Consider the following 24,644-nt stretch of genomic DNA (forward strand, 5'->3'; position numbering starts at 1 on the left):
CCGCTGTTCAGTTGTGCTGTTCAGTTCTGCTGTGCAGATGAGCTGCACAGCTTCGCTGGTGACCACCGGGTTAAAGTGCCCTATGCCCACCCCGGAACCCGCCGCCGTCGCCACCGAACTGCGTAACGCGATGGGCAAGCTGACCCGGCGCGTGAAGCACGAGGACCGGATTCCGCTCGGCCAGGTCTCGGTGCTCGGCACCCTCGACCGCGACGGGGCCATGACCACCAGCGATCTGGCGGCGGACCAGCGTGTGCGACCGCAGTCCATGGCCCGCGCGGTCGGGCTGCTCATGGAGCAGGGCCTCGTCGTCCGCAGGGCGCACCCCACGGACGGCCGCAAGTCCCTGGTGGAGCTCTCCCCGGCGGGGCGTGCCGCTCTCGACGCGGAGCGCGGGCGCAGGGCGGGCTGGCTCGCCCAGGCCATCGAGCTCGAACTCACCGGCGAGGAGCGTGAGGTGCTGGCGCGCAGTGTCGCCCTGATGGAGCGGCTCGCCGCGCGCTGAGGTCCTCCGGGGTCAGTCGCCGGACCGCGGCGGCTCGACCCGGGCCAGCCAGGTCGTCAGCAGTGACTCCAGCTGCCCGGCCTCCTCGGGGGACAAGGCGTCGAGCAGTGCGCGCTCGTTCCGCATGTGCGCCGTGAACGCCTGGTCGATCAGCTGCCGTCCCGCCGGGGTGAGCGCGACGACGCGGCCCCGGCCGTCGGCCGCCGAGCGGCGGCGGGTGACGAGGCCGTCGCGCTCCAGACGGTCGATCCGCTTCGTCATGGCGCCGGTCGTGACCATGGTGTGGGCGGCCAGTTCCCCCGGGGCGCGCTCGTACGGCTCGCCCGCGCGCCGGAGCGCGGCGAGCACGTCGAACTCTCCCTCGCTCAGACCGTGCCGGCGGTACACCGCGCACAGCTGCTCGGTGAGCAGTGCGCCCAGCCGGTGCAGCCTCCCGATCACGGCCTGGGGGCGCACATCGAGATCCGGGCGCTCACGGGCCCACTCGGCCTGGATCCGGGCCACATGGTCCAGCGGCTCTCCGGGGTGCTCCTGCATGATTTCACTATAGCTTCCCGGGAAGACATAATGGCTTCCATGGAAGCTAATCTGCGCTGGACGCTCGTCACGGCCGTGGCTCCGGTGTCCTGGGGCACGAACTACTTCGTCACCCACGCCTATCTGCCCGCGGGGGAGCCGCTGTACGGCGCCGCGATCAGGGCGCTGCCCGCCGGGCTGCTGCTCCTCGCCGTCCGCAGGGAGCTCCCGCGCGGCTCGTGGTGGTGGCGCAGCGCCGTCCTCGGGCTGCTCAACACGGGCGTCTTCTTCGCCCTGGTGTACATCGCCGCCCAGACCCTCCCGACCAGCCTGGCGTCGACGATCATGGCCACCTCGCCGATGGTCATGATGGCGGTCGCGTGGGGGCTCGTCGCGGAGCGCCCCCACGCGCGGCACCTGGCCGGGGCGGTCGTGGGGGCCGGGGGCGTGGCGCTCATGCTGCTCGGTGGTGACGCGTCGGCCTCACCCGGTGGGGTCATCGCCTCGGTGGCGGCCATGCTGCTGTCGTCCCTGGGGTACGTCCTGGCCAAACGGTGGGGCGGCGAGGTTGATCTGCTCGCCTCCACCGCCTGGCAGTTGACCGCCGGAGGGCTGTTGCTGCTGCCGTTCGCGGTGCTCGTCGAGGGTGCGCCGCCCTCCCTGGACGGCCCGGCACTCCTGGGTTTCGCCTACGTCGCCGTGGTGGCGACGGCCCTCGCCTTCGCCGCCTGGTTCGCCGGCCTGCGGCACCTGCCCGCCGCGACGGTCGGTCTGGTGGGTCTGCTCAATCCCGTGACGGGGGTCCTGCTGGGAACGCTGGTCGCCGGTGACGTGCTCACGGTCCGGCAGTTCTGCGGGCTGGCCCTCGTGCTGGCGGGGGTCCTCCTCGGGCGGCCGGCGGCCCGGCGGGCGGCAGGGGTCCGTGCGTTCGCGCGTACGGCCCGGCCGGTGCGCTGATCCGGCCGCTGCCCGTCCGGGACGGGGAATCGATCCAGCCGTCGCCCGGTCCGGCAAGAGGCGGCATCCGTACGCGGCTTGATCCCGCCCCTTGTCGGGCACTCCTCCGTGCGCAAGCATGCGCATGTCAAAACCGGAAGAACTCCGGTCACTGACACTTCTGGAGGGGACCCCCACATGAAGAAGCCTCTCGTCGGCGCACTTCTTTCCGTCCTGTTCCTCGGGGCGGGCGTCGCACCCGCGGCGGCGTCCACGGCCACGAGCCCGGACACGGCCGAGGCCCGCGCCGCGGCCGTGACCTTCGCCGGCACGGTCGCGCTCAGCAACTGCTCCGGCTCCGTCGTCCGGGCGCCCTCGTCGCAGCCGGGCGACCCCGCCCTCGTCCTGTCCAACGGCCACTGCCTGGAGACCGGCTTCCCGGACCCGGGCGAGGTGGTGCTCAACAAGGCGTCGACCCGCAGCTTCACCCTGCTGAACGCGGCGGGCAGCGGCGTCGGCACCCTGCGCGCGTCCAAGATCGCGTACGGGACGATGACCGACACCGACGTCTCCCTGTACCAACTGACCAGGACCTACGCCCAGATCGAGAGCTCCTACGGCATCAAGGCCCTGGAACTCGACGCGGCGCACCCGGTCGTGGGCACCGCGATCACGGTCGCGTCCGGCTACTGGAAGCGCACCTACAGCTGCGCCGTCGACGGGTTCGCGTACCGCCTGAAGGAGGGGGCCTGGACCTGGAAGGACTCGCTTCGCTACACCTCCGCCTGCCAGACCATCGGCGGTACGTCCGGATCCCCGGTGATCGACAACGCGACCGGCAAGGTGGTCGCCGTCAACAACACGGGGAACGAGGACGGGCAGCAGTGCACCGACAACAACCCGTGCGAGGTCGACGAGAACGGCACCGTGACGGTCCGCGAGGGCATCAACTACGCCCAGCAGACCTACGGCATCGTTCCGTGCATCGGCACCGGTAACCAGATCGACCTGAACCGGTCCGGCTGCGCGCTGCCCAAGCCGTAGCCCGGGGCGGGGGTCTGTAATCGCCGTGCAGGATTCTGCACCCGGCGCGGACACCGAAATGGCTCCGCAGCGCTCCCTTCCTGCTTCGGCGTGGCCGGATCCTGCCACGCCGAAGCCGGCGCCGGAGCCGAAGCCGAAGCCGGTGCGGCCCGGAGCCGCCCTTCAGCTCCGCCCGGCGCCCGTCCCCCGCACGGCCCGGCCCGCGAGGACGGAGGTCCGCTTGCCGTCCTCGATGACGAACCGGCCGTCGATCAGGACGTGCGGGATGCCCACCGGGAGGGTGCGCGGCTCGTCGAAGGTGGATCCGGCCGCCACCGTGTCCGGGTCGAAGAGGACCAGGTCCGCCCGGTAGCCCTCGCGGACGAGACCGCGGTCGGGCAGGCGCAGACGGGCGGCCGGGCGGGAGGTGAGGTGGGCGACGCAGTCCTCCAGCGAGAGGATGCCCAGCTCGCGCACGTACCGCCCGAGATACTGCGGGAAGGTCCCGTAGGCGCGGGGGTGCGGCTTGTCGCCCTGGAGGATGCCGTCGCTGCCGCCGGTGTGCACCCGGTGGCGCATGATCTGCCGGACGTTCTCCTCGTGGCCGACGTGCTGGAGGATCGTCGTGCCGAGCCTGTCCTCGACGAGCAGCCGGCGGGCCGTCACCCAGGGCTCCTCGCCGCGCAGCCGGGCGGACTCCGCCACCGTACGGCCGACGTACGACGACAGGCCGGGCGAGCCGACGCCGGAGATCTCGATCGTGTCCCACTCGATCGGGACGCCGTGGCAGCCGTCCGAGCCCACGACCTCCATGTGGTGGCGGATACGTCCGGCCGTCGCCCCGTCCGCGAGCCGGGTCAGGACCGACTCCGGACCGCCTTCGCTCGCCCAGCTGGGCAGCATCGCGACGAGGGTCGTGCAGCCGGGGGTGTACGGGTAGGTGTCCAGGGAGATGTCGGCGCCCTCCGCGAGGGCCGCGTCCAGGAGGGCGAGGAGGTCGGGGGCCTTGCCCTCGTTCACCCCGAAGTTCATGGTGGCGTGCGCGAGATGCAGGGCGCAGCCCGCGTCACGGGTGAGCCGCACCATCTCCTCGTACGCCTGGAGCGCCCCTGCCCCGTACGAGCGGTGGTGCGGGCAGTAGTAGCCGCCGTGGGCCGCCACCACCCGGCACAGCTCGGTGAGTTCGGCGTCCTTGGCGTACATCCCGGGGGTGTACGTCAGGCCGGAGGACATGCCGACCGCGCCCTCGGTCATCCCCTGCGCGACGAGCTCCCTCATGCGCTCCAGCTCGGCGTCGGTGGCGGGGCGGTCGTCCCAGCCGACGGCGAGCATCCGGACCGTGCCCTGCGGGATGAGGTAGGCGGCGTTGACGGCGATGCCCTGCCCGCCGAAGTTGCGGTCGAGGCGGTCCAGATAGCCGCCGACGGTGCGCCAGTCGAAGTCGATGTCGCCGCCGTCGCCGTTCCACCCGGCGATGGAACGGCGGACCTCGGCGAGGGTGCGGTCGTCTGCGGGGGCGTACGACAGGCCGTCCTGGCCGAGGACCTCCAGGGTGACGCCCTGGGCGGCCTTCGCGCTGTGTTCGGGGTCGCGCAGCAGGGCGAGATCGCTGTGCGCGTGCATGTCGATGAACCCCGGTGCGAGCGCGAGCCCGTCGGCGTCCAGGGTGCGGGCGGCGGTGAGGCGGGGGCCCCCGCCCTCCCCGCGGATCTCGGTGATCCGGCCGTCCGTGATGCCTACGTCGGCGCGGTAGGAGGGGGCGCCGGTGCCGTCGACGACGCGGGCGTCGCGGATGACCAGGTCCATGGGATGTCGCCTTTCGCGGTGGGGGAGGGGGCCCGCAGGGATCAGAAGAAGGTGCGGATGTAGTCGGTGACGGTGCCGTCCGCCTCCACCAGCGGGATCAGCTGCCACTTGTCGAAGGACGTGCAGGGGTGGGAGAGCCCCATGCCGATCCAGTCGCCGACCTCCAGCTCGGCGCCCGCGTCCGTCCGTACCCAGCCGTGCTGGTCGGAGAGCCCGCTGACGGTGACGCCGGTGGCCGGGCGCACCGAGCCGTCGCGTCCGGAGCGGACGACCTGTGCCTCGGGGAGGTCCAGGTCGTAGGCGGCGTCCCGCTTCCCGGCGTTGACGAAGGCCTGCTCCGGCGTGGGACGGGAGACGACCTGGGCCCAGAGCCGGAAGGCGGGTTGCAGCGCACCCTCCTCGGGGATCCGGTTGAAGGGGGTGAGGTGGCGGTAGTGCCCGTCGTCGTGGCTGACGTACGCACCGGAGCGGAGCAGCTTGAGGACCGGCCGGCTCAGCTCGGGGATCTCACCGAAGACATCGGCGACGGCGTCGAACCACGCGCTGCCGCCCGCGCTGACCAGGATCTCCTCGCCGTCCGCGAGCGCGCCGAAGCGGCCCGCCGCGTCGAAGTCCGCCGCCAGGGCGACCAGCCGGCGCAGCCACTCCCGTACCCGCTCGGGAGAGGCGTCCGGCACCTCGCCCTCGTAACCGGCGACACCCACCAGACGCAGGGTCGACGTGGCGGCCACCGCGTCGGCGACCGCCGCGCAGTCGGCATCCGTGCGGGCGCCGGTGCGGGCACCCTGGCCGGCCCCCAGCTCCACCACGACGTCGACGGGGCGTACGGCGCCCGCCGCGCGCAGGGCCTCGTCCATCAGCTCGACACCGCGCACGGAGTCGGCGTAACAGGCGAAGGTGAAGTCCGGGTCGGCGTCCAGCTCGGCGGCGAGCCAGCGCAGCGCGACCGCGTCGACGAGCTCGTTGGCCAGGAAGATCCGCCGGATGCCGTACGCCCGGTAGACCCGCGCCTGGTGGGGCACGGCCGCGGTGATGCCCCAGGCGCCGTACTCCAGCTGGCGGGCGAAGAGCTGCGGGGACATCGACGTCTTGCCGTGCGGCGCGAAGGCCAGACCGTGCCGTTCGGCGTACCTCTCCAGGAGGGCGAGGTTGGCCTCGACCGACTCGGCGGACAGGGCCAGGACGGGCGTGGTGAAGCCTCCCGTGAAGAGGTTGCGGCGCTCGGCCGCCAGGGCGCCGACGGTCAGCCCCTCCGCGTCGGGCGGCAGGGCCTTGAAGCGGTGGTCGACCACTTCGCCGGCGAGTGCCTTCGCGGACTGTTCGGCGGACTGCTGGGCGGCCAAGGGATCCTCCTCGGAGACTTGCCGTTGCATTATGTGCAACGACCATTGCGCATATCGCTCGACGCTGTCTAACATCCGAGCCGATGCCGGGTCAATGGTCCGCCCGGCGCCCACGGCCGACCACGAGGAGCCCAGAGTGCCCGGAATCGCAGCCAGGACAGCCACCGCGGACGTCGTCTGCCTCGGCGAGTCCATGGTGACGTTCCTGCCCTCCCGGCCCGGCCGCCTCGCCGACGTCCCCTCGTTCGGCCGGGGAATCGGCGGCGCCGAGTCCAACGTCGCCTGCGCGCTGGCCGCCGCCGGCCACCGGGCGGCCTGGGTCGGCCGGGTCGGCGCCGACGGATTCGGCGACCACCTCGTCGAGGCCATCGCCGGCTACGGGGTCGACACCTCCGCCGTCCGCCGCGATCCGGACCGCCCCACCGGCATCTACTTCCGCACGGCGACGGACAGGGCCACCGACGCCCACGAGGTGGCGTACTACCGGGCCGGGTCCGCCGCCTCGGCGATGTCCCCGCACAACGTCCCGCACGAGGACGTCCTCGCCGGCCGCGTCCTGCACCTGTCCGGCATCACGGCCGCGCTCTCCGCCGACTGCCTGGCGCTCCTGGACGACCTCACCGCCCCCCGCGAGAACCGCCCGCTGATCTCCTTCGACGTCAACCACCGGCCCGGCCTCTGGCGCGACGGCGGCACCGGCCCCGAGGTGCTGCTCGGCCTCGCCCGCCGGAGCGACCTCGTCTTCGTCGGCGAGGACGAGGCCGAGGAGGCCTGGGGAATCCACGGCGCCCACGCGATCCGTACCGCCCTGCCGGAACCGGACGTCCTGGTCGTCAAGCGCGGCCCGGACGGCGTCACGGTCTTCTCGCGGGAGGCGGGCCGGGACACCGTCACCGAGGTCCCCTCCCTGCGCGTCGACATCGTCGCCGCCGTCGGGGCGGGCGACGCCTTCGCCGCCGGATTCCTCTCCGCCACCCTGCGCGACCTGCCCGTACGCGACCGGGCCCGGCACGGCCACCTCATGGCCGCCGCCGTGCTCACCGTCCCCGGCGACCTCACGGCACCCCCCTCCCGCGCCCACGCCGACCGGCTCGCCGCCCTGGACGACGAGGCCTGGGGCACACTTCGTCTCGGCCCCGGCTGGACAGCCGCCGCAGGGGCGAACGAGGAGGTACGAGTCACATGAGCCAGACCGTCGACCGCGCGCTGAGCATCCTGCCGCTGCTCGCCCAGGGCCCCGCCGACCTCGGCCAGGTCGCCGAGCGGCTCGGGGTCCACAAGTCCACGGCGCTGCGCCTGCTCCGTACGCTCCACGAGCACGGACTCGTCTACCGCCAGGAGGACCAGCGCTACCGCCTCGGCGCCCGGCTCTTCGCGCTCGCCCAGGAAGCCGTCGAGAACCTCGACGTGCGCGAGATCGCCCACAGCCACCTCGTCGCGCTCAACGAGCAGTGCGGGCACACCGTCCACCTCGCGGTGTACGAGGAGAACGAGGTCCTCTACATCGACAAGGTCGAGAGCCGCTACCCCGTGCGCATGTACTCACGGATCGGCAAACCCGTCGCGATCACCGTTGCCGCGGTCGCCAAGCTGCTCCTGGCCGACCTCACCGAGCCCGAGCGGCGCGTGATCGCCGAACGGCTCGACTACCCCATGTACACGTCCCGTTCGGTCCCGAACGCCGGCGCCTTCCTCAAGGAGCTCGCCGTCGTACGCGAACAGGGCTGGGCCACCGACCTCGGCGGCCACGAGGAGTCCATCAACTGCGTCGGCGCCCCCATCCGGGGCGCGGACGGGCGCGTCGTCGCCGCCATGTCGGTGTCCGCACCGAACGTGGTCGTCACGGCCGAGGAACTCCTCACCCTGCTCCCGCTGGTGCGCCGCACCGCGGACACGATCAGCCGGGAGTACTCCGGCACCACCCCCACCAAGAAAGCCTGAACCGCCATGACCGAGAAGACCGCTCTCACCCCCAGCACCCACACGACCCCGCCCGCCAAGTTCTCGCACGGCGTGAAGAAGGGGAACATCCTCCAGGTCGCCGGTCAGGTCGGCTTCCTGCCCGCCGTCGAGGGCCAGGCCCCCACCCCGGCCGGCCCGACCCTGCGCGAGCAGACCCTCCAGACCTTCGCCAACGTCAAGGCGATCCTGGAGGAGGGCGGCGCGAGCTGGGACGACGTGATGATGATGCGCGTCTACCTCACGGACGTGGACCACTTCGCCGAGATGAACGCGATCTACAACGAGTACTTCGGCGAGCAGGACCTCAAGGCCCCCGCCGCGGCCCGTACGACGGTCTACGTCGGCCTGCCCAAGGGGCTGCTCATCGAGATCGACGCCCTCGCCGTTCTCGGCTGACCCGGCCGGCCCTCCGCACCAACGCCCGAACCGCTCTCCCCGCCTCAGCACCCAGCACCACGGCACGGCGCCCCGCCCCCTCCCCCGAGGGGCGCCGTGCCGCGCTCCCCCCTGCCCCGAAGGGCCCCGTCACCAACGGAGTTGACCGCTCATGCTGCTCGCCGCCGCCCCCACGCCCGAGGCGCCACCCCACACCGGTGGGCTGCTGCTCCTGATCGGCGGAACGCCCGGTCTGCTGACCGTCGCCGCCCTCGGGATCGCGCTGCTGCTGTTCCTGATCATCAAGGTCCGGCTCCAGCCGTTCGTCGCGCTGCTCGCCGTGTCCATAGCCGTCGGCCTCGGCGCCGGTCTCTCCGTCACCGAACTCTTCGGCACGGTCCAGAAGTCCGCCGCCGTCTCGGTCATCGAGTCCGGCATGGGCGGCATCCTCGGACACGTCGCGATCATCATCGGCCTCGGCACGATGCTCGGCGCGATCCTGGAGGTCTCCGGCGGGGCAGAGGTCCTCAGCGCCCGGCTGCTCAACCTCTTCGGCGAGAAGCGCGCCCCGCTCGCCATGGGACTCACCGGCCTGATCTTCGGCATCCCGGTCTTCTTCGACGTCGGCATCTTCGTCCTCGCGCCGATCGTCTACGCCGCCGCCAAGCGCTCCGGCAAGTCCGTCGTCCTGTACGCGATGCCCCTGCTGGCCGGCCTCTCGATGACCCACGCGTTCCTGCCGCCGCACCCCGGACCGGTCGCCGCCGCGGGCCTCTTCAACGTCTCCCTCGGCTGGGTCATCCTGATGGGCGCCGTCGTCGGCATCCCGTCCGTGCTCGCCGCCTGGGCGTACGCCGCCTGGATCGGCAAGCGCATCTTCGTCGAGGTGCCCCAGGACATGGTCGAGGCGGCCGAGGAGTCCAAGGCAGCCGTCGTCGCCGAACAGCGCGCCGCCGGGGTCACCCCGCACGAGAAGCCCGTCGCGCTCGGCACCGTACTCGCGATCATCGGCACCCCGCTGGTGCTGATCCTGGCCGCGACGTTCTCCTCCATCGCGCTGGACCCCTCCACCCCGCGCTCGGTCATCGAGTTCTTCGGCAACCCGTTCGTCGCGCTGACGATCGCGCTCTTCCTCGCCTACTACCTGCTGGGCATCCGGCGCGGCTGGTCCCGCAAGTCCCTCGAATCGGTCTCCACGGCCTCGCTCAAGCCGGTCGGCAACATCCTGCTGGTCGTCGGCGCGGGCGGGATCTTCGGAGCCGTGCTGAAGGGCAGCGGCATCGCCGACGCCCTCGCCGACACCTTCAACGACGTCGGCCTGCCGGTCATCCTGCTCGCCTGGCTGATCTCCGTCGTCCTGCGCGTCGCCCAGGGCTCGGCGACGGTCGCGATCGTCACCACCGCAGGCATCGTCGTCCCGCTCGTCGAGGGCCAGGACATGTCGCAGGCGCACCTCGCCCTGATCATCATGGCGATCTCCGCGGGCTCCATCTTCGCTTCGCACGTCAATGACGGCGGCTTCTGGATGGTCTCGAAGTACTTCGGCATCTCCGAGCGGGACACCCTGAAGACCTGGACGGTCCTGGAGACGGTCCTCTCGGTCGCCGGCTTCGTGGTCGCCGCGGCGCTCAGCCTGGTGATCTAGGGCCCCTCGTCCGGCTCGCCCGGACCCGGCCCGACCGCCGATGAGGCGACAGGCCGTGTCCGGGGCTCAGACCCACTTCACGCAGAGCACCGTCCTGTCGTCGTTCACCTCGAAACGCCAGTAGTCCTCGTGGTCGGTGCTGCTCTCCGAGCAGTAACCGGGCGGATACGTCGACTCGGCCCGCCACCGGCCGGTGATCTGAAGGATCACGTCGTAGCCCTGGGGCACGGTGTCCTTCCCGCAGCTCCACACCGTCATGAGCCGGGCGTCCGTCATCCGGTCTCCCTCGTGCTTGGCGACGAAGCACTCGCCCACCCGGAACTGGCGCTCCACGCAGAGCGTCGTGCTGAACTCCGGCTCCGAACCGGAGTGGGTCCAGTACGACTCGCCCGAGCCGTCCGGGCAGTCGGAGCCGCTGATCCCGCTGTCCGTGGACGTCACACGGAGATAGGCGTCGGAGGCGTCGCAGTCCACGGTCTCGGGGGTCTCGGTCGACCAGTCGCCGTACCCGTCGTCGTACGCGGTGAGGCAGTCCCCGGACGACACGGCGCTGAACGCCTCGTCCTCCTCGTCCGGGGTCGGCTCAGGGGCCGGTGCGGACCCGCCACCGGTTCCCGTGTCCGTGCTGATGCCGGTGGCCGTGGCCGTACTGCTGCCCGATCCGGTGTTCTCCGAATCCGACCCGGTGTCGGGCCTGTTGGCCAGCCAGAGGATCAGGGCCAGAACGGCCAGCGCCACGATCACGCCCACCACGGAGGAGGAGCTCTTCGACGGGGACGGCGGGGGAGGCGTGGGCGTACGCGCCGGGCGAGGCGTCCTGGGCGGTGCGCCGGCCGAGGGCGAGGACGCCTGCGCCCGCGCCTGCCGGGCCGTGTGCTGGGCGGCCCGTGCCCTGGCCGCCTGCTCCACCCGCTCCCGCTCCTTCCTCGCCGCCTTCAGGCGCTCCTGTTCCTGCTTCCGCTCCCGCTCGGCCTGCTCCCGCCGGACCCGTTCCCGCTCGGCCCGTTCCCTCTCCTTCTTCTCCGCCTTCTTCCGCCGCTCCTCCTCGGCCTTCCTCCGCTCCAGCTCCTGCTGCCACTCCTGCTCGCGCAGCCGTTCCTGGACGAGCCGGGCCTGCTCCCGCTGCGCCTGCTCCCGCTCGGCCCGTTCCCTCTCCCGCGTGTAGATCCGCGTCTCGTCGGGCGGCGGGACCACGCCCGTCCTCTGGTCGACCGTCAGGCCCTCGGGGTCCGTGCTCCCCGTGCCGCGCCCGGCTCCGCGCGCCAGGTCGCGCCCCTGGTTCTCGTACTCCGTGATCAGGTCCGTCCACCGCTGCGGAAGCCAGCGGCGGCCGTCCTGCGAGACCGGCAGCCCGGCCAGCGACTGCCGGAACCGTTCCAGCATCTCCGCGGGCACGGGCCGCTGCCGGGGGTCGGCCGCCAGGCAGGGACGGATCAGTGTCGCGAGTTCCTTCGGCAGGCCGTCGAGGTCCAGCTCGCCCCGCTGCACCCGAGCCAGCAGCGCCAGGGTGTCGCTGTCCGCGCGGTACGGAGGCCGGCCGAGCGCCAGATGGAAGAGCGTCGCCCCGAGCGAGTACACGTCCGACGCCTCCGTCGACGGCTCGCCCCGCGCCTGCTCGGGCGAGGTGAAGGCGATCGTGCCCAGGGTCAGGCTCGTGCGGGTGATGTCGTTCGCGTGCGAGATGCCGAAGTCGATCACTCGGGGCCCCGCCAGCGGCAGCAGGATGTTCTGCGGCTTGAGGTCCCGGTGGATGATGCCCTCGCGGTGCAGCGTCACGAGCGCCTCGGCCGTGCCGGCCGCCAGCCAGCGGACCGCCGAGCCGGGCAGCACCCCTGCGGTGCGGACCAGCTCCGACAGGGAAGGGGCCGCGATGTAGTCGATCGCCATCCAGGGCCGGTCCGCCCGGGGGTCAGCGTCCCTCACCCGCGCCGTGAACGTGCTGTCGATACGCTGCGCCAGCTCCACCTCACGGGTGAAACGCCGCCGGTCGATGTCGCTCACGACGCCCTCGGCCAGCAGCGTCTTGACGGCGGCCAGCTGCCCGCCGGAACTCCGCGCGAGATAGATCCGCCCCATGCCCCCGGAGGCCAGCCTCCCGAGCAGTTCGTACGTACCGAGTGTCGCCGGGTCCCCACTGCCCAACGGCTCAACTCGCGCGCCAGTCATGCCACTTCCCCCGTCCCGCAGCCATACTGTCCAGCGCGCCAAGCGTCCCACGGCGAGTCGGGGTGTGCACCACTCTCTCCTGTCACGGAACGTCCACAGCTGTCCGGGAAGTGAGCCGCCGGCCACGGGTGCGGCACGACGCGACCCCTTGTGCGATTCCGCGCTTTGCGCTTCGTTGATCGACATGGCGGAGACAAGCGGAACCACAGAGACCGGGGAGCTGGACTCCCGGCCACGTCGATCGAGCTGGCGTTACATCGGTCCCGGAATCGTCGTCGCGGCGACCGGAGTCGGGGCGGGCGACCTGGTCGCGACGCTCATCGCGGGAAGCAAGTTCGGCTACACCCTCATGTGGGCGGCCGTGATCGGCTGCCTCGTCAAGATCTCGCTCGCCGAGGCGGTGGGCCGCTGGCATCTCGCCACGGGCCGCACCCTCTTCGACGGCTGGCGCACCCTCGGCGGCTGGACCACGGGCTACTTCGCCGTGTACGTCGTCGTCTGGGGCTTCGTGTACGGCGCGACGGCGATGTCCTCCAGCGCCCTGCCCATCGTGGCGCTCTTCCCGGACGGACCGGGGCTGAAGACCTGGGCGATCATCACCGGGCTGATCGGCCTGGTCTTCGTCTGGTTCAACCAGTACGCCGTCTTCGAGAAGGTCATGACGGTCCTGATCGGCGTGATGTTCGTCGTCGTGGTCTATGTCGCGATCCGGGTGGTGCCGGACGTCGGAGCCTCCTTCGCGGGGCTGCTCCCAGTGCTCCCCGACGGCTCGCTGATCTACACCCTGGGCCTGATCGGCGGGGTCGGCGGAACCATCACCATGGCGGCGTACGGCTACTGGGTGAACGCCAAGGGATGGTCCGACTCCTCCTGGATGAAGGTGATGCGGATCGACAACCGGGTCGCCTACATCACCACCGGCGTCTTCGTCGTCGCCATGCTGATCGTGGGCGCGGAGCTGCTGCACTCCTCCAGCATCGCGCTGACCAAGGGCGACCGGGGCCTGATCGACCTCGGCGTGATCCTGGAGGAGCGCTTCGGCGCGGCCACCGCGAAGCTGTTCCTGGTGGGCTTCTTCGCGACGTCGTTCTCGTCGCTCATCGGCGTGTGGCACGGCGTGAGCCTGATGTTCGCGGACTTCGTCGAGCGGACGCGCGCCGCCCGCACCGGAGCCGCGGACGCGGACGCCGGGCGGGCGGGCAGCGGGACCGTCGGCCGGCAGGAGCGGTCCGTGCCGTTCCGCGCGTACCTGCTCTGGCTGACCTTCCCGCCGATGACGCTGCTCTGGCTGGACGAGCCGTTCGGGCTGGTCATCGGCTACGGCGTCCTGGGCGCCTTCTTCATGCCGTTCCTGGCCCTGACCCTGCTCTGGCTGCTCAACTCCTCCCGTACGCCGAGGGAGTGGCGCAACGGCTGGCTCAGCAACGGGATGCTGGGCGCGGCCGGTCTGCTGTTCGTCGTGCTGTGCGTCCAGCAGGTGCGCGACCTGCCCTGGTGACATCGGCGTACGTATCCGTGGTACGCACACAGCAGCGCCGCCGGGGGAGCGGCGGCGCTGCTGGCTCGATGGTCCGGCGGGGTTACGGCAGCCCGTGGACGTGCGGGCCGACCGCGTTCGACCAGGCGTTGCCCGCGGTGGCGTCCCAGTTCGTGGACCAGGTCATCGCGCCGCGCAGCTCCGGGTAGGTCCGGGAGGGCTTGAAGGAACCGCAGCTGGTGCCCTTGGCCAGGCAGTCCAGGGCCGCGTTCACGATGGACGGGGCGACATAGCCGCTGCCCGCGCCACGGGTGGAGGCGGGGACCCCGAGGCCGACCTGCGACGGGGCGAGACCGCCCTCCAGCTGGATGCAGGCGAGCGCGGTGAGGAAGTCCACCGAGCCCTGCGAGTAGACCTTGCCGTCGCAGCCGAGCATCGAACCGCTGTTGTAGTACTGCATGTTGACGACGGTCAGGATGTCCTTGATGTTGAGCGCCGTCTTGAAGTACTCACCGGAGGTCGACTGCATGTCGATGGTCTGCGGAGCCATCGTGATGACGAGGCCGGAGCCCGCCTTCGACGAGAGCGAGCGCAGCGCCTTCGTCATATAGGTGGAGTTGAGGCCGTTCTCCAGGTCGATGTCGACGCCGTTGAAGCCGTACTCCTGGATGAGCGCGTACACCGAGTCGGCGAACGCTGTGGCGGATGCGTCGCTGTTGACCGCGACGGAGCCCTTCTCACCGCCGACCGAGATGATGACGTTCTTGCCGGCGGCCTGCTTGGCCTTGATGTCGGCCTTGAACTGGGCGACGGTGTAGCCGTTCAGCCCCGCCGAGTCCAGGGTGAAGGTGACGGCGCCCGGCGTGGCCGTGGCGTCCGCGAAGGAGACGGCGATGATGTCGTAGTTCGCGGGGACGTCGCTGAGCTTCTGGACGGTGGCGCCGTTGTTGAAGTTCTGCCAGTAGCCCGTCACCGCGTGCTTGGGCACCGAGGTCACCGGGCCGGGGCCCGGGTCGGTGACCTTCGCCGTACGGCCGCTGACCGTGGCCGACCTGACGGACTCACCGGCGGCGTTGGTCGCGCTCACGGAGAACTGGTACGCGGTGTCGGCGGCCAGCCCGGTCACCGTGGCGGAGGTGCCCGTGGAGGTCGTCGCCTTCGCGCCGTCCCGGTAGACGGTGTAGCCGGTGGCGCCGGAGACCGCGTTCCAGGTCAGGGCGACCGAGGAGGACGTCGTCGTGCCGACGGCCAGCCCGGCGGGGGCCCCGGGGACCGACGGCTCGGGGTCCGTGCCGCCTCCGCCGTCCGGGCCGGTCACCTGGACGTCGTCCGCGTAGTAGGCCGCCTGGCCGTACCAGCCGTGGGTGTAGACGGTCACGGAGGTGGTGGAGGGGCCGGTGGTGAAGGTGGTCTTCAACTGGGTCCAGGCGCTGGAGCCGGGCGACCAGGTGGAGACGTCCGTCGTGCCCGTCCCGCTCGCCCCGATGTAGGCGTAACCACCCTGCACCCAGGAGCTCAGCTGGTAGGTGGAGGAGGGCTTCACGGCCACGGTCTGCGTGCACTTGGCGTTGTCCTGCCCGGCCGGGGTGGCCTTGAGCGCGGAGGTGCCGCCGTGCACGGGGGAGGAGACGGTGGCCCCGCTGCCCCCGGAACAGGTCCAGTTGGCGAGCCCGGACTCGAAGCCGGCGTTCTTGGCCACGTTGACGTCGGCGGCCTGCGCGGTGGTGACGAGTCCGGTGACGCCCAGCGTCCCGGCCGCGACGACGGCGACGGCCCCGCCGAGGAGAGGCCGGACCCGGCGCCTTCTGTGCCTGCTGCTGCCTGCGGAGCGTTCCACTTGCTGCCTCCGGTGGGGGAGTTGGGGGTGCTGGCGGGAACGGTGGCCACCGTTGGCCGATAAACTGGTCCAGACCAATCAAGATGTCAAGACCTCTGGCGGTCCGGATGGGGGAGGCGGGCAGGTGGACGCCCTGAGGGAGGGCGCGTTCACCCTCGGGTGGAGCCCCCGCTCTTCGCCGGGGCACCCGCACGGGTGACTCGTTGGAGACGTCCCGCACCGTCACGGAGTGAATATCGCGAAGGCGTCACGGAAAGCGGCAACGCCCCTTCTGACGTGGGCGGATGAATTCCACCGCTTTTCAAACCCGGACAGCGGGGGTAACCCTCCGCAGTGGTACAGGAGTTAACGACTCTGCTTTTCGTCCGATTTCGTACGGGCGCGTTGCGAACGCCCGTGCCGGATGTCTGCGGACTGGACTCCGATATCTGTTCTCTGCCTGGTATGACGTGGTTAAAGTGCTGGGGAAGAAGCACGGAGCAGGAGCGATTGCGGCCGGAGTCCTCACGGACGACGGCCGGAGCCGAACGGGGAAGAGCGTGCCGACCGCAATAGCAGTGACCAGTGCTGACCTGGTGCTACCGCCGACCGATCAGCAGACACCGACCGCGGCTCTGCTGCAGGCTCCCGAGGAGCAGACCCTCGAACTCGCCATCGGTGACATGCACCTGCTCCTGGAGCAGCACGGCTATGTGATCGCGGTGTACCCGGCGGGCATCAGCCGCGCCCATGAACGCAGGCTGCACGCCATCCGGTCCGTCCTGGAGAGCGACCGCATCGCCCTGCTCAAGGTGGATCTGCCCCCGCTCGGCGTGGCCGTGCTGGTGCGCCAGCTGCGCCAGCTCTCCATCTGCGACTTCAGCCCGGGAGTGGTGGCGGCGGCGGCCCGGCTGCTCGCCCACTACATCCACGCCGGGGCCCTGCTGAACTCGGTGGCCAGGCTCGACCGGGTGCCCGTCAGCCTCAAGACCCATGCCAAGTCCTGGGTCCCCGGATCGCAGTTCGCCGTACTCGCCGGCCCCAACCCCCAGCTCATCAAGATCGGCCCGGGTGTCGAACCGCCCGCCGGACCGGAGTTCCCCACCCATCTGCTGGTGGCAAAGGGGCAGTTGAGCTCCGAATGGGTGCAGCAGAGCCTCGCCCCCGCCTGGAAGGTACAGGCCATTGCGGAGTGTGCGCTGCCTTCCGCCTCACCACGCTGGTGGGGCACGGGGAAGCTGGTGGAATTCGCCTCCTTCCTCCCGGACATCTCGGTGATCTACCAGCTCGTTTCCTCCGTACGGCGGGAGAACTGCCACTGGTGCGGAATGGAGCTCATCGGCGACCGCTGCGGCTTCTGTTCGTCCCCGCTGGCCACATCCGAGAACCGAATGCACTCCGCCGGTGTCCTGAACCATGGAGCGCCCGCACCACCCGGCTCCTGACGTCCCCGCTCCATCCCGCTCCCGACGTTCGCGCTCCTGACGTCCCCGTCCCCGTTCCGCTCCTCAGACACCGCGCATCTCTCTCTGTCCGCTGCCCCACGCATCCGATTCGAACGAGGTTGTCCGGCCCATGAACTCCCGCCAGCGCCGCGGCGTGATACTCCTGCTCCTGTCGGTCCTGTGCGCCTTCGGCGCCTTCGCCGGGGTGCTCTCGGTGATCAGTGACGTCAATTCGAAGGTCGGGCCCGAGGTCACGGCGTATCAGGTCAAGGGCAACGTGGCGCCCTACACCGCCCTGACCAGCGGGCAGTTCGAGAAGGTCTCGATGCCGAAGCGCTGGCTGTCCGCCAACGCCGTCACCGACATCTCCGAGGTCGACGGCAAGATCGCGGTCACCGAACTGCGCAAGGGCTCGCTGCTCCAGGCCGACATGATGGAGAAGCGCCCGGCCCTGCGGCCCGGCGAGCAGGAGATCGCCATCATGATCGACGCGGCCACGGGTGTCGCGGGCAAGATCACCGCCGGAGCGACGGTCAACGTGTACGCCACGTTCGCCGGCGAGAACGACGGGGAACCCGCCCAGTCCAAGGTCATCGTCTCCAACGCCCGGGTGCTGGACGTCGGCAAGCTGACGGCGCTGGACCCGGACAACGACAACAGGTCCAGCCAGGCCACGGAGGCCGTCCCGATCACGTTCGCGCTCAACACCCTCGACACCCAGCGCATCGCCTACGCCGAGTCGTTCGCGGAGCACGTGCGGCTGGCGCTCATCGCGTCCGGCAGCGACGGCACGATCCGTCCGGGCGACCGGACCTACACGCTCGACAAGGACAAGTGAGGATGGGATGACCACCAGGATCCTCCCGGCAGTGGGTGAGGCGGACGCGGCCAGGTCCGTCACCACACTGCTCAGTCAGCTCCCCGACGCGGAGCCCGCGGCTCCCGTCGGTGACTCCACCCAGCTCATCGACACGCTCGCCCGCCTCGCGGGCGAGTCCCTCGACGAGCTGCCCGAGGTCGTACTGGTCCACGAGCGGATCGGCCCGGTACCGGCCCTGGAGCTGATCCGGGAGGTCTCCCTGCGCTTCCCCGCCGTGGGGGTCGTACTGATCACCATGGACGCGAGCCCCGGTCTCTTCTCCGCCGCCATGGACTCCGGCGCGCGGGGGCTCGTCACCCTGCCGCTGAGTTACGAGGAACTGGCCAACAGGGTCCAGGCCGCTGCCCAGTGGTCCGTCGGGGTCAGGCGCCACCTCGGGGCCGGCGGTGATGTCTTCACGGGCCCCGGCGGCACCGTCGTGACCGTCACCGGAGCCAAAGGCGGCGTCGGCGCCACCGTCGCCGCCGTGCAGATCGCCCTGGCCGCCCAGACCTCGGGCAACACCGTGGCACTGGTCGACCTCGACCTCCAGACCGGTGACATCGCGTCGTACCTCGACGTCCAGTTCCGGCGCTCCATCGTGGACCTCGCCGCGATCTCCGACATATCGCCCCGCGTGCTGTCCGACGCCGTGTACAACCACGACACCGGGATGGCCCTTCTCCTGGCGCCCGGCGAGGGCGAGCGCGGCGAGGAGGTCAGCGACCGTTCGGCACGCCAGATCGTGAGCGCGCTGCGTTCGCGGTACGAGGTGGTGGTGATCGACTGCGGCAGCCAGATGCAGGGCGCCAACGCCGCCGCGGTCGAGATGGCGGACATCGCCCTGCTGGTCACGACGCCGGACGTGGTGGCGGTGCGCGGCGCCAAACGCATCGTGCGGATGTGGGACCGGCTGCAGATCCGCAAGGCCGAGGAGACGGTCACGGTGGTCAACCGCTTCAACCGCAGCACCGAGATCCAGCCGCCGCTCATCCAGAAGATCACCGGCACCCGGATGGCCGGCACGGCCGTCCCCGCGAACTTCAAGGAGCTGCAGGGCGCGGTCGACGCGGGGCGGATGCACGAACTCGACGCGAAGAGCGTCGTCAAGCAGGCGCTGTGGGCGCTGGCCGGTGAACTGGGGCTGGTGAAGGTACCCGCGGGCGCCGAAGGCAGTGGCAAGTTCCGGAACGACCGGGGCTCGATCGGGCGCTCACTCCGGCGCGCGAAGGCGGAGCCCGGGGCCGCGGGACGACCGAGGGGGCAGACCGAACGATGACAACCACCGGCAGAGAACGCCCGGGCATACGGGCGGGGCGGGTACGCCTCCGCCCCGGTGAGCGGGACCGCGGCCAGACCGCGGTCGAGTTCGTGGGTGTCACCCCGCTGATCATCCTGCTGCTCGTCGCCCTGTGGCAGTGCGCCCTGATCGGCTACACGTTCAGCCTGGCGGGCAACGCGGCGGACGTGGGCGCACGGGCCGGCACCGGAGCGCGCTGGCAGCAGGCCGAGGCCTGCGACCGCGCGGCCAAGGAGGACCTGCCCGACGCGTGGTCCTCGGCCGCTTCGGTGCGCTGCTCGGCCGACCGCGGGCTGTACAGGGCGGAGGTCGCCCTCAAGGTGCCCGTCCTCGTGCCCGGAGTACTCGACTTCCCCATGACGGTCACCGGCGACGCCGCCTCGGTGAAGGAGGGCTGAGCGATGGAGCGGAACCCCCGGGCGCGCCGCGAACGCGGCCAGGTCGCCATCGAGTACATGGGATTCATCCCCCTCCTGCTGATCGTCGGCCTCTGCGCGATCCAGCTGGGTGTGGCGGCGTACGCGGCCAACCAGGCGGGCACGGCCGCCAGGGCCGCAGCCCGCACGGCGAGCCACGACCGGCCGGAGAGCACCCCGGAGGACGCGGGCCGCCGAGCCATCAGCGGCTGGCTCGCCGACGAGTCCACGTTCACCCCCAGCTGGGGCGGTGACGAGGTGACCTACACCGCGAGGGTCAAGGTCCCCTCCGTCATCCCCGGGATGGAGAACGCCTTCGGCTGGGCCGAGCGCAGCTCCACGATGCCCCGCGACTGAGCGGGACCGCACGCGACGGACCCGGCACCACCGGAACGTCTTGACCGAGGAGTTACGGAAATGAGCCTGCGGGCACGCATCACCGCCCCCGAGGAGCAGACGGGCGGGCGGGAGGACGGCCACCTGGTCGCCACCTACCGGGCCAAGCTGCTCGAGGAGATCGACCTCGCGGAGATGTCCTCGCTCGCGGCGGCGGACCGGCGCGCCCGGCTGGAGCGCGTACTCGGCCACATCATCAGCCGCGAAGGACCCGTCCTCTCGACGGTCGAACGCTCCCAGCTCATCCGCCGGGTCGTCGACGAGGCTCTGGGACTCGGCATCCTGGAACCGCTCCTGGAGGACGCCTCCATCACCGAGATCATGGTCAACGGACCGGACCAGATCTTCGTCGAGCGCAGCGGCAAGGTCGAGCAGCTCCCCATGCGGTTCGGCTCGCACGAGCAGCTCATGCAGACCATCGAGCGGATCGTCTCGACCGTCAACCGCCGTGTGGACGAGGCCAATCCGATGGTCGACGCGCGCCTGCCCAGCGGCGAGCGCGTCAACGTGATCATCCCGCCGCTCTCGCTGACCGGTGCCACCCTCACCATCCGGCGTTTCCCGCGCGCCTTCACGCTCCAGGAGATGATCGGCTTCGGGTCCCTGGACGAGCAGATGCTGGTCCTGCTCTCCGGGCTGGTCCAGGCGAAGCTCAACGTCATCGTCTCCGGCGCCACCGGCACCGGGAAGACCACCCTGCTCAACGCGCTGTCCGGCCTCATCCCCGGCCATGAGCGCATCGTCACCATCGAGGACTCCGCGGAGCTGCAGCTCCAGCAGAACCATGTGATCCGGCTGGAGACGCGCCCCGCGAACGTCGAGGGCAAGGGCCAGATCACCATCCGCGACCTGGTCCGCAACTCCCTGCGTATGCGCCCCGACCGGATCGTCGTCGGTGAGGTCCGGGGCGGGGAGTCCCTCGACATGCTCCAGGCGATGTCCACCGGTCACGACGGATCGCTGGCCACGGTCCACGCCAACAGCGCCGAGGACGCCCTCATGCGCCTCCAGACCCTGGCCTCGATGTCCGAGATCAAGATCCCCTTCGAGGCGCTGCACGACCAGATCAACAGCGCGGTCGACGTCATCGTCCAGCTCACCCGCTTCGCCGACGGAGGCCGCAAGATCACCGAGATCGCCGTGCTCGACTCCCACGGCCGGGACAACTACCGCATCGTCACCGTCGCCCGCTTCAACGCGCAGCCGATGGCCGCCGACGGGCGGATCTACGGGCAGTTCCAGTATCTCCCGCTCCCGCGAAAGATCGCCGAGCGCCTCTACATGGCCAGCCAGCCCATCCCGCAGGCCTTCGGGGTCGCCGCGTCCGACGAACAGCTCGCCACCCGAGAGGCCAAGTAGGTACCGCCCCATGACCAATCTCCCTCTGCTCACCGTCGGCATCACGCTGCTGTGCTGCGTGCTGGGCGTCGTCGGCCTGCACGCGTACTCAGGCGGGAAGGCCGACCGCGAGGCCCTCGTCGACCGGCTCTCGCACACCGGACAGATCTCCGTGGAGGGCCGGCAGCGCCGGTTCCGGGGGATCGACCGCCGGCTGCGGTCCACGGGCCTCGGCCGGAGGATCGAGCTGAAGCTCGCGGCCACCGGACTGGAGATCACCCCGGGCGAGTTCTTCGTCTACGCCCTCGTGGCCATGGCCGGGCTGTGGATCGTCGCCTCGTCGCTGCTGGCCAACTTCTTCGGACCGGTCGCCGCGCTGATCGGACTCTGGGGCACGAACGCCTTCCTGGAGTGGCAGCGCACCAAGCGCACCGACCGCTTCATCAACCAGCTCCCCGAGCTCTCCCGCATCCTCGCCAACGCCACCCAGGCGGGCCTCGCCCTGCGCACCGCGATCGGCATGGCGGCGGAGGAGCTGGAGAACCCGGCGGGCGAGGAACTGGCCCGGGTCGCCCGCAGGCTCTCCGTGGGGGAGTCCCTCGACGACGCGCTGAGCGAGCTGACGGAGCGGCTGCCCTCGCGTGAGCTCGTCGTACTCGTGACGACCCTGGTCCTGTCCAACCGGGCGGGCGGTACGGTCGTCAGCTCCCTGCGCAACCTCACCGAGACGCTGGAGGAACGCAAGGAGACCCGGCGCGAGGTCAAGACCCAGCTCTCGCAGGTCACCGTGACCGCCTACGCCGTACCGGGCTTCGGTATCGGCGCGATGCTCCTGATGAACGCCGTCATGCCGGGCGCACTCGACCGCATGACCGGCGCCCTCATCGGCCAGGCAGCGGTGATCGTCTCCATAGTGCTGTACGCGATCGGGTTCATCGTGATCCGTCGCCTGTCCCGTATCGACGTCTGAGAGGAGGGCCGTCATGGATCTGCTGCTCGCACTCGTCGTGGGCCTCGCGGTGTACGGAGCCATCGCCGGCATCCGGATGTACCGGGCCGACGCCAAACTCCCCGGCGACCTCGCCATCGCGCTGGAGATCGGTTCCAGCCGTACCAACGCGGTCGGCTCCGTCATCGACCGGATGGGCATGCGCTGGGCGCCGATGGTGCTCCGGATCATGGGCCCCAAGGCCGTCAACAAGAAGCGCCGCCAGATCGACATGGCGGGAAACCCCGGTGGTCTCACGCTCGACCGCTACGCCGCCCGTCGCGCCGTCTACGGCGCCCTCGGGTTCTTCGGGGCCTTCACCACCATCATCAGGGGGCAGCTCTTCGTCTCCCTGCTCCTGATCGCCTTCGGACTGTTCTGGGTCGAGGTGGGCATCTGGTCCGCGATCCGCGTCCGCAAGGACCACATCGAACGGACCCTGCCCGACTTCCTCGACGTGCTCGCGGTCGTCGTCTCGGCGGGCCTCGGCTTCCGCCAGGCCCTGGAGCGCGTCGCGGAGAAGTACGAAGGCCCCTGGGCGGACGAACTACGCATCACCCTGCGCCAGATGGACATGGGCGTCAGCCGCCGGCAGGCCTTCGAGGAGCTGCGGAAACGCAACGACTCGGAACAGGTCGCGATGTTCGTGACGACCCTTCAGCAGGGCGAGGAGCTGGGTGCGCCGATCGTCGACACCCTGATCCAGATCGCCAACGACATGCGGCGCACCGACGCCCAGAACGCCCGGCGCAAGGCGGCCAAGGCGGTACCGAAGGCGACCTTCGCGGTCACCTCGTTCCTGCTGCCCGGCACGCTCGTTCTGCTGACTGTGGGCTTCGTCTACGGGGCGAATGTCGACTTCAGCTTCATCTCGGGCTGATGTCCTGCGGCAGAGTCAGGAGTTGGGGAGTATGGGCATGACAAAAGAGGGGAGGTGAGGGCCGGATGTCCTACCCACTGGGCAGCGGGCACCAGGGGCTGACCGGCGAGGTGCGCCAGGCCATGGCCGACCCCGGCGCCCGCCCGGCCCTCGCACTCCAGGTGAACGCGCTCCAGGCGATGTGCCGCCAGGTGTTCGGGTTCCGCCTCGCCATGATCGCCATCGCCACCCCGTTCGCCGTGGACCGCACGGCACCCGGTCTTGCGACCTGGCTGATCGGCTCGGCCGTCCTGGTCACCTTCATGGGTTCCTACGTCCTCTTCCGGGACTGGGAACGCTTCGGCCCGCTCTTCCTGCGCCACCCCTGGATCCTCGGCATCGACGCGCTCTTCGGCGCGTTGCTCCTCGTCACGGCGACGCCCGAGTCCACGCTCGCCTACGTCACGGTCTGCACCCCGCTGCTGGCCGGACTCGTCTACGGCTGGCGCGGGGCGGCAGCCTTCGCCGTACTCCAGGCGCTGATCGTCTCCGGCGTGTACGCCACCAATGTCCAGCTGGAGGCGAGCGACGGCACCCAGCTCCTCCTCCCCGGCTTCTGTGTGATCGCCGGAGCGGTGGGCGTCACCCTGCGCAATCTGCTCCTCCGCTTCGGAAGCGCCAGCCAGGCGCTCACCGAGACCCGGGCGCGGCTCGCGGTGAACGAGGCGGTCGAGAGCGAGCGCACCCGGCTAGCCAGGGAGATGCACGACTCGGTCGCGAAGACCCTGCACGGACTGGCCCTGGCCGCCGACGGCCTGGCCGCGTCCTCGGACCGGATGGACCCGCTCACCGTCAAGCACCAGGCGGAGCTCGTCGCCCGGTCCGCGCGCCGCGCCGCCGCCGAGTCCCGCGAACTGCTCTCGGACCTGCGCAGGGACTCCGGGCTGGACGAGGGCGTCGACGTACTCAGCGAACTCAGGGCACGGGCGGACGACTTCACCCGGCGCCACGGACTGACCGCCACCTTCCGCCGGCTCAGCGACATCCCGGTGCCGCCGGTGCCGCCCCCGGTGGCCCGGCAGCTCCTCACCGTCGCCTCCGAGGCGATGGAGAACGCCCACCGCCACGCCCGTCCCACCTATCTCGTCGTCCTCGCGGGGGTGAAGGGCGACGTCCTGCGCGTCACCGTCTACGACGACGGGCAGGGTCTGCCCGCGGGCACGACGCTCGACGATCTCAAGCGGGCCGGCCACTTCGGACTCGTCGGGATGGTCGAGAGGGCGGCGTCGATCGGCGCCCGTATCCGCATCGGCAGAGGCAAGGCGGCGAAGGGGACCGAGGTACGGATGGAACTCCCCCTGGCCGCGCTCTCCGCCCCGGCGGAACCACCGGCACTCCCCGACGCGTACGGCCTCCCCACGGCGGCCCCGCACTGAGGCACCACCACCGTCCCCGCAGAACCCGACAGGACCC

The 24,644-nt window shown here is 70.9% G+C and carries 22 protein-coding genes; 17 read left to right on the plus strand and 5 right to left on the minus strand.

Annotated features, from left to right (window positions below):
• Window positions 1-82: 82 nt before the first annotated feature.
• Window positions 83-505: a MarR family winged helix-turn-helix transcriptional regulator gene (locus tag ACWCQM_RS30615; RefSeq protein WP_450918323.1), complete on the plus strand. Its 423-nt coding sequence runs from the start codon at window positions 83-85 to the stop codon at window positions 503-505.
• A 12-nt stretch (window positions 506-517) separates the two neighbouring features.
• On the opposite strand, the gene ACWCQM_RS30620 is transcribed toward ACWCQM_RS30615, so the two are convergent.
• Entirely contained in the window at window positions 518-1,042 is a 525-nt protein-coding gene (locus ACWCQM_RS30620; protein WP_450918324.1) for a MarR family winged helix-turn-helix transcriptional regulator, read from the minus strand.
• A gap of 39 nt (window positions 1,043-1,081) precedes the next feature.
• On the opposite strand from ACWCQM_RS30620, the gene ACWCQM_RS30625 reads away from it, so the two are divergent.
• Entirely contained in the window at window positions 1,082-1,978 is an 897-nt protein-coding gene (locus tag ACWCQM_RS30625) for an EamA family transporter (RefSeq protein ID WP_450918325.1), read from the plus strand.
• A 177-nt stretch (window positions 1,979-2,155) separates the two neighbouring features.
• Window positions 2,156-3,001, plus strand: a complete 846-nt coding sequence (locus ACWCQM_RS30630; protein WP_450918326.1) for a S1 family peptidase — start codon at window positions 2,156-2,158, stop codon at window positions 2,999-3,001.
• Window positions 3,002-3,163: 162 nt separating this feature from the next.
• On the opposite strand, the gene ACWCQM_RS30635 is transcribed toward ACWCQM_RS30630, so the two are convergent.
• Both ACWCQM_RS30635 and ACWCQM_RS30640 read right to left on the minus strand, forming a co-directional pair.
• Window positions 3,164-4,786 carry an N-acyl-D-amino-acid deacylase family protein gene (locus tag ACWCQM_RS30635; protein ID WP_450918327.1) on the minus strand — a complete coding sequence of 541 codons (1,623 nt, stop codon included), beginning with the start codon at window positions 4,784-4,786 and terminating at the stop codon, window positions 3,164-3,166.
• Window positions 4,787-4,827: 41 nt separating this feature from the next.
• On the minus strand, window positions 4,828-6,159 hold the full coding sequence (locus ACWCQM_RS30640) for an amino acid deaminase (RefSeq protein WP_450918328.1): 1,332 nt from the start codon (window positions 6,157-6,159) through the stop codon (window positions 4,828-4,830).
• Between the two features lie 106 nt (window positions 6,160-6,265).
• On the opposite strand from ACWCQM_RS30640, the gene ACWCQM_RS30645 reads away from it, so the two are divergent.
• From ACWCQM_RS30645 to ACWCQM_RS30660, 4 genes are all read left to right on the plus strand, one after another.
• Window positions 6,266-7,315, plus strand: a complete 1,050-nt coding sequence (locus tag ACWCQM_RS30645) for a sugar kinase (RefSeq protein WP_450918329.1) — start codon at window positions 6,266-6,268, stop codon at window positions 7,313-7,315.
• Window positions 7,312-8,070 (plus strand): IclR family transcriptional regulator, encoded by a 759-nt coding sequence (locus ACWCQM_RS30650; protein WP_356737729.1) that lies wholly within the window; start codon window positions 7,312-7,314, stop codon window positions 8,068-8,070. The genes ACWCQM_RS30645 and ACWCQM_RS30650 overlap by 4 nt, the downstream gene beginning before the upstream one ends.
• Before the next feature lie 6 nt (window positions 8,071-8,076).
• On the plus strand, window positions 8,077-8,487 hold the full coding sequence (locus ACWCQM_RS30655; protein ID WP_073744645.1) for a RidA family protein: 411 nt from the start codon (window positions 8,077-8,079) through the stop codon (window positions 8,485-8,487).
• Window positions 8,488-8,638: 151 nt separating this feature from the next.
• The gene (locus tag ACWCQM_RS30660; protein ID WP_073744647.1) at window positions 8,639-10,111 is read left to right on the plus strand and encodes a GntP family permease; all 1,473 of its coding nucleotides are present in this window, start codon (window positions 8,639-8,641) and stop codon (window positions 10,109-10,111) included.
• Between the two features lie 66 nt (window positions 10,112-10,177).
• Here ACWCQM_RS30660 and ACWCQM_RS30665 read toward each other — a convergent pair whose 3' ends face one another.
• Window positions 10,178-12,277 carry a serine/threonine-protein kinase gene (locus ACWCQM_RS30665; protein ID WP_450918330.1) on the minus strand — a complete coding sequence of 700 codons (2,100 nt, stop codon included), beginning with the start codon at window positions 12,275-12,277 and terminating at the stop codon, window positions 10,178-10,180.
• 184 nt (window positions 12,278-12,461) lie between these two features.
• Here ACWCQM_RS30665 and ACWCQM_RS30670 point away from each other — a divergent pair, with 184 nt between their 5' ends.
• On the plus strand, window positions 12,462-13,775 hold the full coding sequence (locus ACWCQM_RS30670) for an Nramp family divalent metal transporter (protein WP_450918331.1): 1,314 nt from the start codon (window positions 12,462-12,464) through the stop codon (window positions 13,773-13,775).
• An 82-nt stretch (window positions 13,776-13,857) separates the two neighbouring features.
• On the opposite strand, the gene ACWCQM_RS30675 is transcribed toward ACWCQM_RS30670, so the two are convergent.
• Complete coding sequence (locus ACWCQM_RS30675) at window positions 13,858-15,591, minus strand: chitinase (RefSeq protein ID WP_450918332.1); 1,734 nt, start codon at window positions 15,589-15,591, stop codon at window positions 13,858-13,860.
• A 557-nt stretch (window positions 15,592-16,148) separates the two neighbouring features.
• Between ACWCQM_RS30675 and ACWCQM_RS30680 the strand changes: the two genes are divergently transcribed.
• From ACWCQM_RS30680 to ACWCQM_RS30720, 9 genes are all read left to right on the plus strand, one after another.
• A complete protein-coding gene (locus ACWCQM_RS30680; protein ID WP_450918333.1) occupies window positions 16,149-17,015 on the plus strand; it encodes a hypothetical protein in 867 nt (288 codons plus the stop codon).
• A 130-nt stretch (window positions 17,016-17,145) separates the two neighbouring features.
• Entirely contained in the window at window positions 17,146-17,853 is a 708-nt protein-coding gene (cpaB, locus tag ACWCQM_RS30685) for a Flp pilus assembly protein CpaB (RefSeq protein WP_267073904.1), read from the plus strand.
• 7 nt (window positions 17,854-17,860) lie between these two features.
• Complete coding sequence (locus ACWCQM_RS30690; protein WP_450918334.1) at window positions 17,861-19,153, plus strand: AAA family ATPase; 1,293 nt, start codon at window positions 17,861-17,863, stop codon at window positions 19,151-19,153.
• Complete coding sequence (locus ACWCQM_RS30695) at window positions 19,150-19,572, plus strand: TadE/TadG family type IV pilus assembly protein (protein WP_450918335.1); 423 nt, start codon at window positions 19,150-19,152, stop codon at window positions 19,570-19,572. Before ACWCQM_RS30690 ends, ACWCQM_RS30695 begins: the two co-directional genes overlap by 4 nt.
• Window positions 19,573-19,575: 3 nt before the next feature.
• Window positions 19,576-19,947, plus strand: a complete 372-nt coding sequence (locus tag ACWCQM_RS30700) for a TadE/TadG family type IV pilus assembly protein (RefSeq protein ID WP_450918336.1) — start codon at window positions 19,576-19,578, stop codon at window positions 19,945-19,947.
• 60 nt (window positions 19,948-20,007) lie between these two features.
• Window positions 20,008-21,345 (plus strand): CpaF family protein, encoded by a 1,338-nt coding sequence (locus ACWCQM_RS30705; protein ID WP_450918337.1) that lies wholly within the window; start codon window positions 20,008-20,010, stop codon window positions 21,343-21,345.
• A gap of 10 nt (window positions 21,346-21,355) precedes the next feature.
• A complete protein-coding gene (locus ACWCQM_RS30710) occupies window positions 21,356-22,294 on the plus strand; it encodes a type II secretion system F family protein (protein ID WP_450918338.1) in 939 nt (312 codons plus the stop codon).
• Between the two features lie 13 nt (window positions 22,295-22,307).
• Window positions 22,308-23,192 (plus strand): DUF5936 domain-containing protein, encoded by an 885-nt coding sequence (locus tag ACWCQM_RS30715; RefSeq protein WP_450918339.1) that lies wholly within the window; start codon window positions 22,308-22,310, stop codon window positions 23,190-23,192.
• Window positions 23,193-23,257: 65 nt separating this feature from the next.
• Window positions 23,258-24,607, plus strand: coding sequence for a sensor histidine kinase (locus ACWCQM_RS30720; protein WP_450918340.1), 1,350 nt, complete (start codon window positions 23,258-23,260; stop codon window positions 24,605-24,607).
• Window positions 24,608-24,644: the final 37 nt, after the last annotated feature.

Source organism: Streptomyces sp. NPDC002125 (assembly GCF_053593715.1).

Bases quoted from the DNA above. Each gene is read 5' to 3' on its own strand.
- ACWCQM_RS30615 (WP_450918323.1), top strand. From the start codon at position 83: ATGCCCACCCCGGAACCCGCCGCCGTCGCCACCGAACTGCGTAACGCG.
- ACWCQM_RS30620 (WP_450918324.1), bottom strand. From the start codon at position 1,042: ATGCAGGAGCACCCCGGAGAGCCGCTGGACCATGTGGCCCGGATCCAG.
- ACWCQM_RS30625 (WP_450918325.1), top strand. From the start codon at position 1,082: ATGGAAGCTAATCTGCGCTGGACGCTCGTCACGGCCGTGGCTCCGGTG.
- ACWCQM_RS30630 (WP_450918326.1), top strand. From the start codon at position 2,156: ATGAAGAAGCCTCTCGTCGGCGCACTTCTTTCCGTCCTGTTCCTCGGG.
- ACWCQM_RS30635 (WP_450918327.1), bottom strand. From the start codon at position 4,786: ATGGACCTGGTCATCCGCGACGCCCGCGTCGTCGACGGCACCGGCGCC.
- ACWCQM_RS30640 (WP_450918328.1), bottom strand. From the start codon at position 6,159: ATGCAACGGCAAGTCTCCGAGGAGGATCCCTTGGCCGCCCAGCAGTCC.
- ACWCQM_RS30650 (WP_356737729.1), top strand. From the start codon at position 7,312: ATGAGCCAGACCGTCGACCGCGCGCTGAGCATCCTGCCGCTGCTCGCC.
- ACWCQM_RS30655 (WP_073744645.1), top strand. From the start codon at position 8,077: ATGACCGAGAAGACCGCTCTCACCCCCAGCACCCACACGACCCCGCCC.
- ACWCQM_RS30660 (WP_073744647.1), top strand. From the start codon at position 8,639: ATGCTGCTCGCCGCCGCCCCCACGCCCGAGGCGCCACCCCACACCGGT.
- ACWCQM_RS30665 (WP_450918330.1), bottom strand. From the start codon at position 12,277: ATGACTGGCGCGCGAGTTGAGCCGTTGGGCAGTGGGGACCCGGCGACA.
- ACWCQM_RS30670 (WP_450918331.1), top strand. From the start codon at position 12,462: ATGGCGGAGACAAGCGGAACCACAGAGACCGGGGAGCTGGACTCCCGG.
- cpaB (WP_267073904.1), top strand. From the start codon at position 17,146: ATGAACTCCCGCCAGCGCCGCGGCGTGATACTCCTGCTCCTGTCGGTC.
- ACWCQM_RS30690 (WP_450918334.1), top strand. From the start codon at position 17,861: ATGACCACCAGGATCCTCCCGGCAGTGGGTGAGGCGGACGCGGCCAGG.
- ACWCQM_RS30695 (WP_450918335.1), top strand. From the start codon at position 19,150: ATGACAACCACCGGCAGAGAACGCCCGGGCATACGGGCGGGGCGGGTA.
- ACWCQM_RS30700 (WP_450918336.1), top strand. From the start codon at position 19,576: ATGGAGCGGAACCCCCGGGCGCGCCGCGAACGCGGCCAGGTCGCCATC.
- ACWCQM_RS30705 (WP_450918337.1), top strand. From the start codon at position 20,008: ATGAGCCTGCGGGCACGCATCACCGCCCCCGAGGAGCAGACGGGCGGG.
- ACWCQM_RS30710 (WP_450918338.1), top strand. From the start codon at position 21,356: ATGACCAATCTCCCTCTGCTCACCGTCGGCATCACGCTGCTGTGCTGC.
- ACWCQM_RS30715 (WP_450918339.1), top strand. From the start codon at position 22,308: ATGGATCTGCTGCTCGCACTCGTCGTGGGCCTCGCGGTGTACGGAGCC.
- ACWCQM_RS30720 (WP_450918340.1), top strand. From the start codon at position 23,258: ATGTCCTACCCACTGGGCAGCGGGCACCAGGGGCTGACCGGCGAGGTG.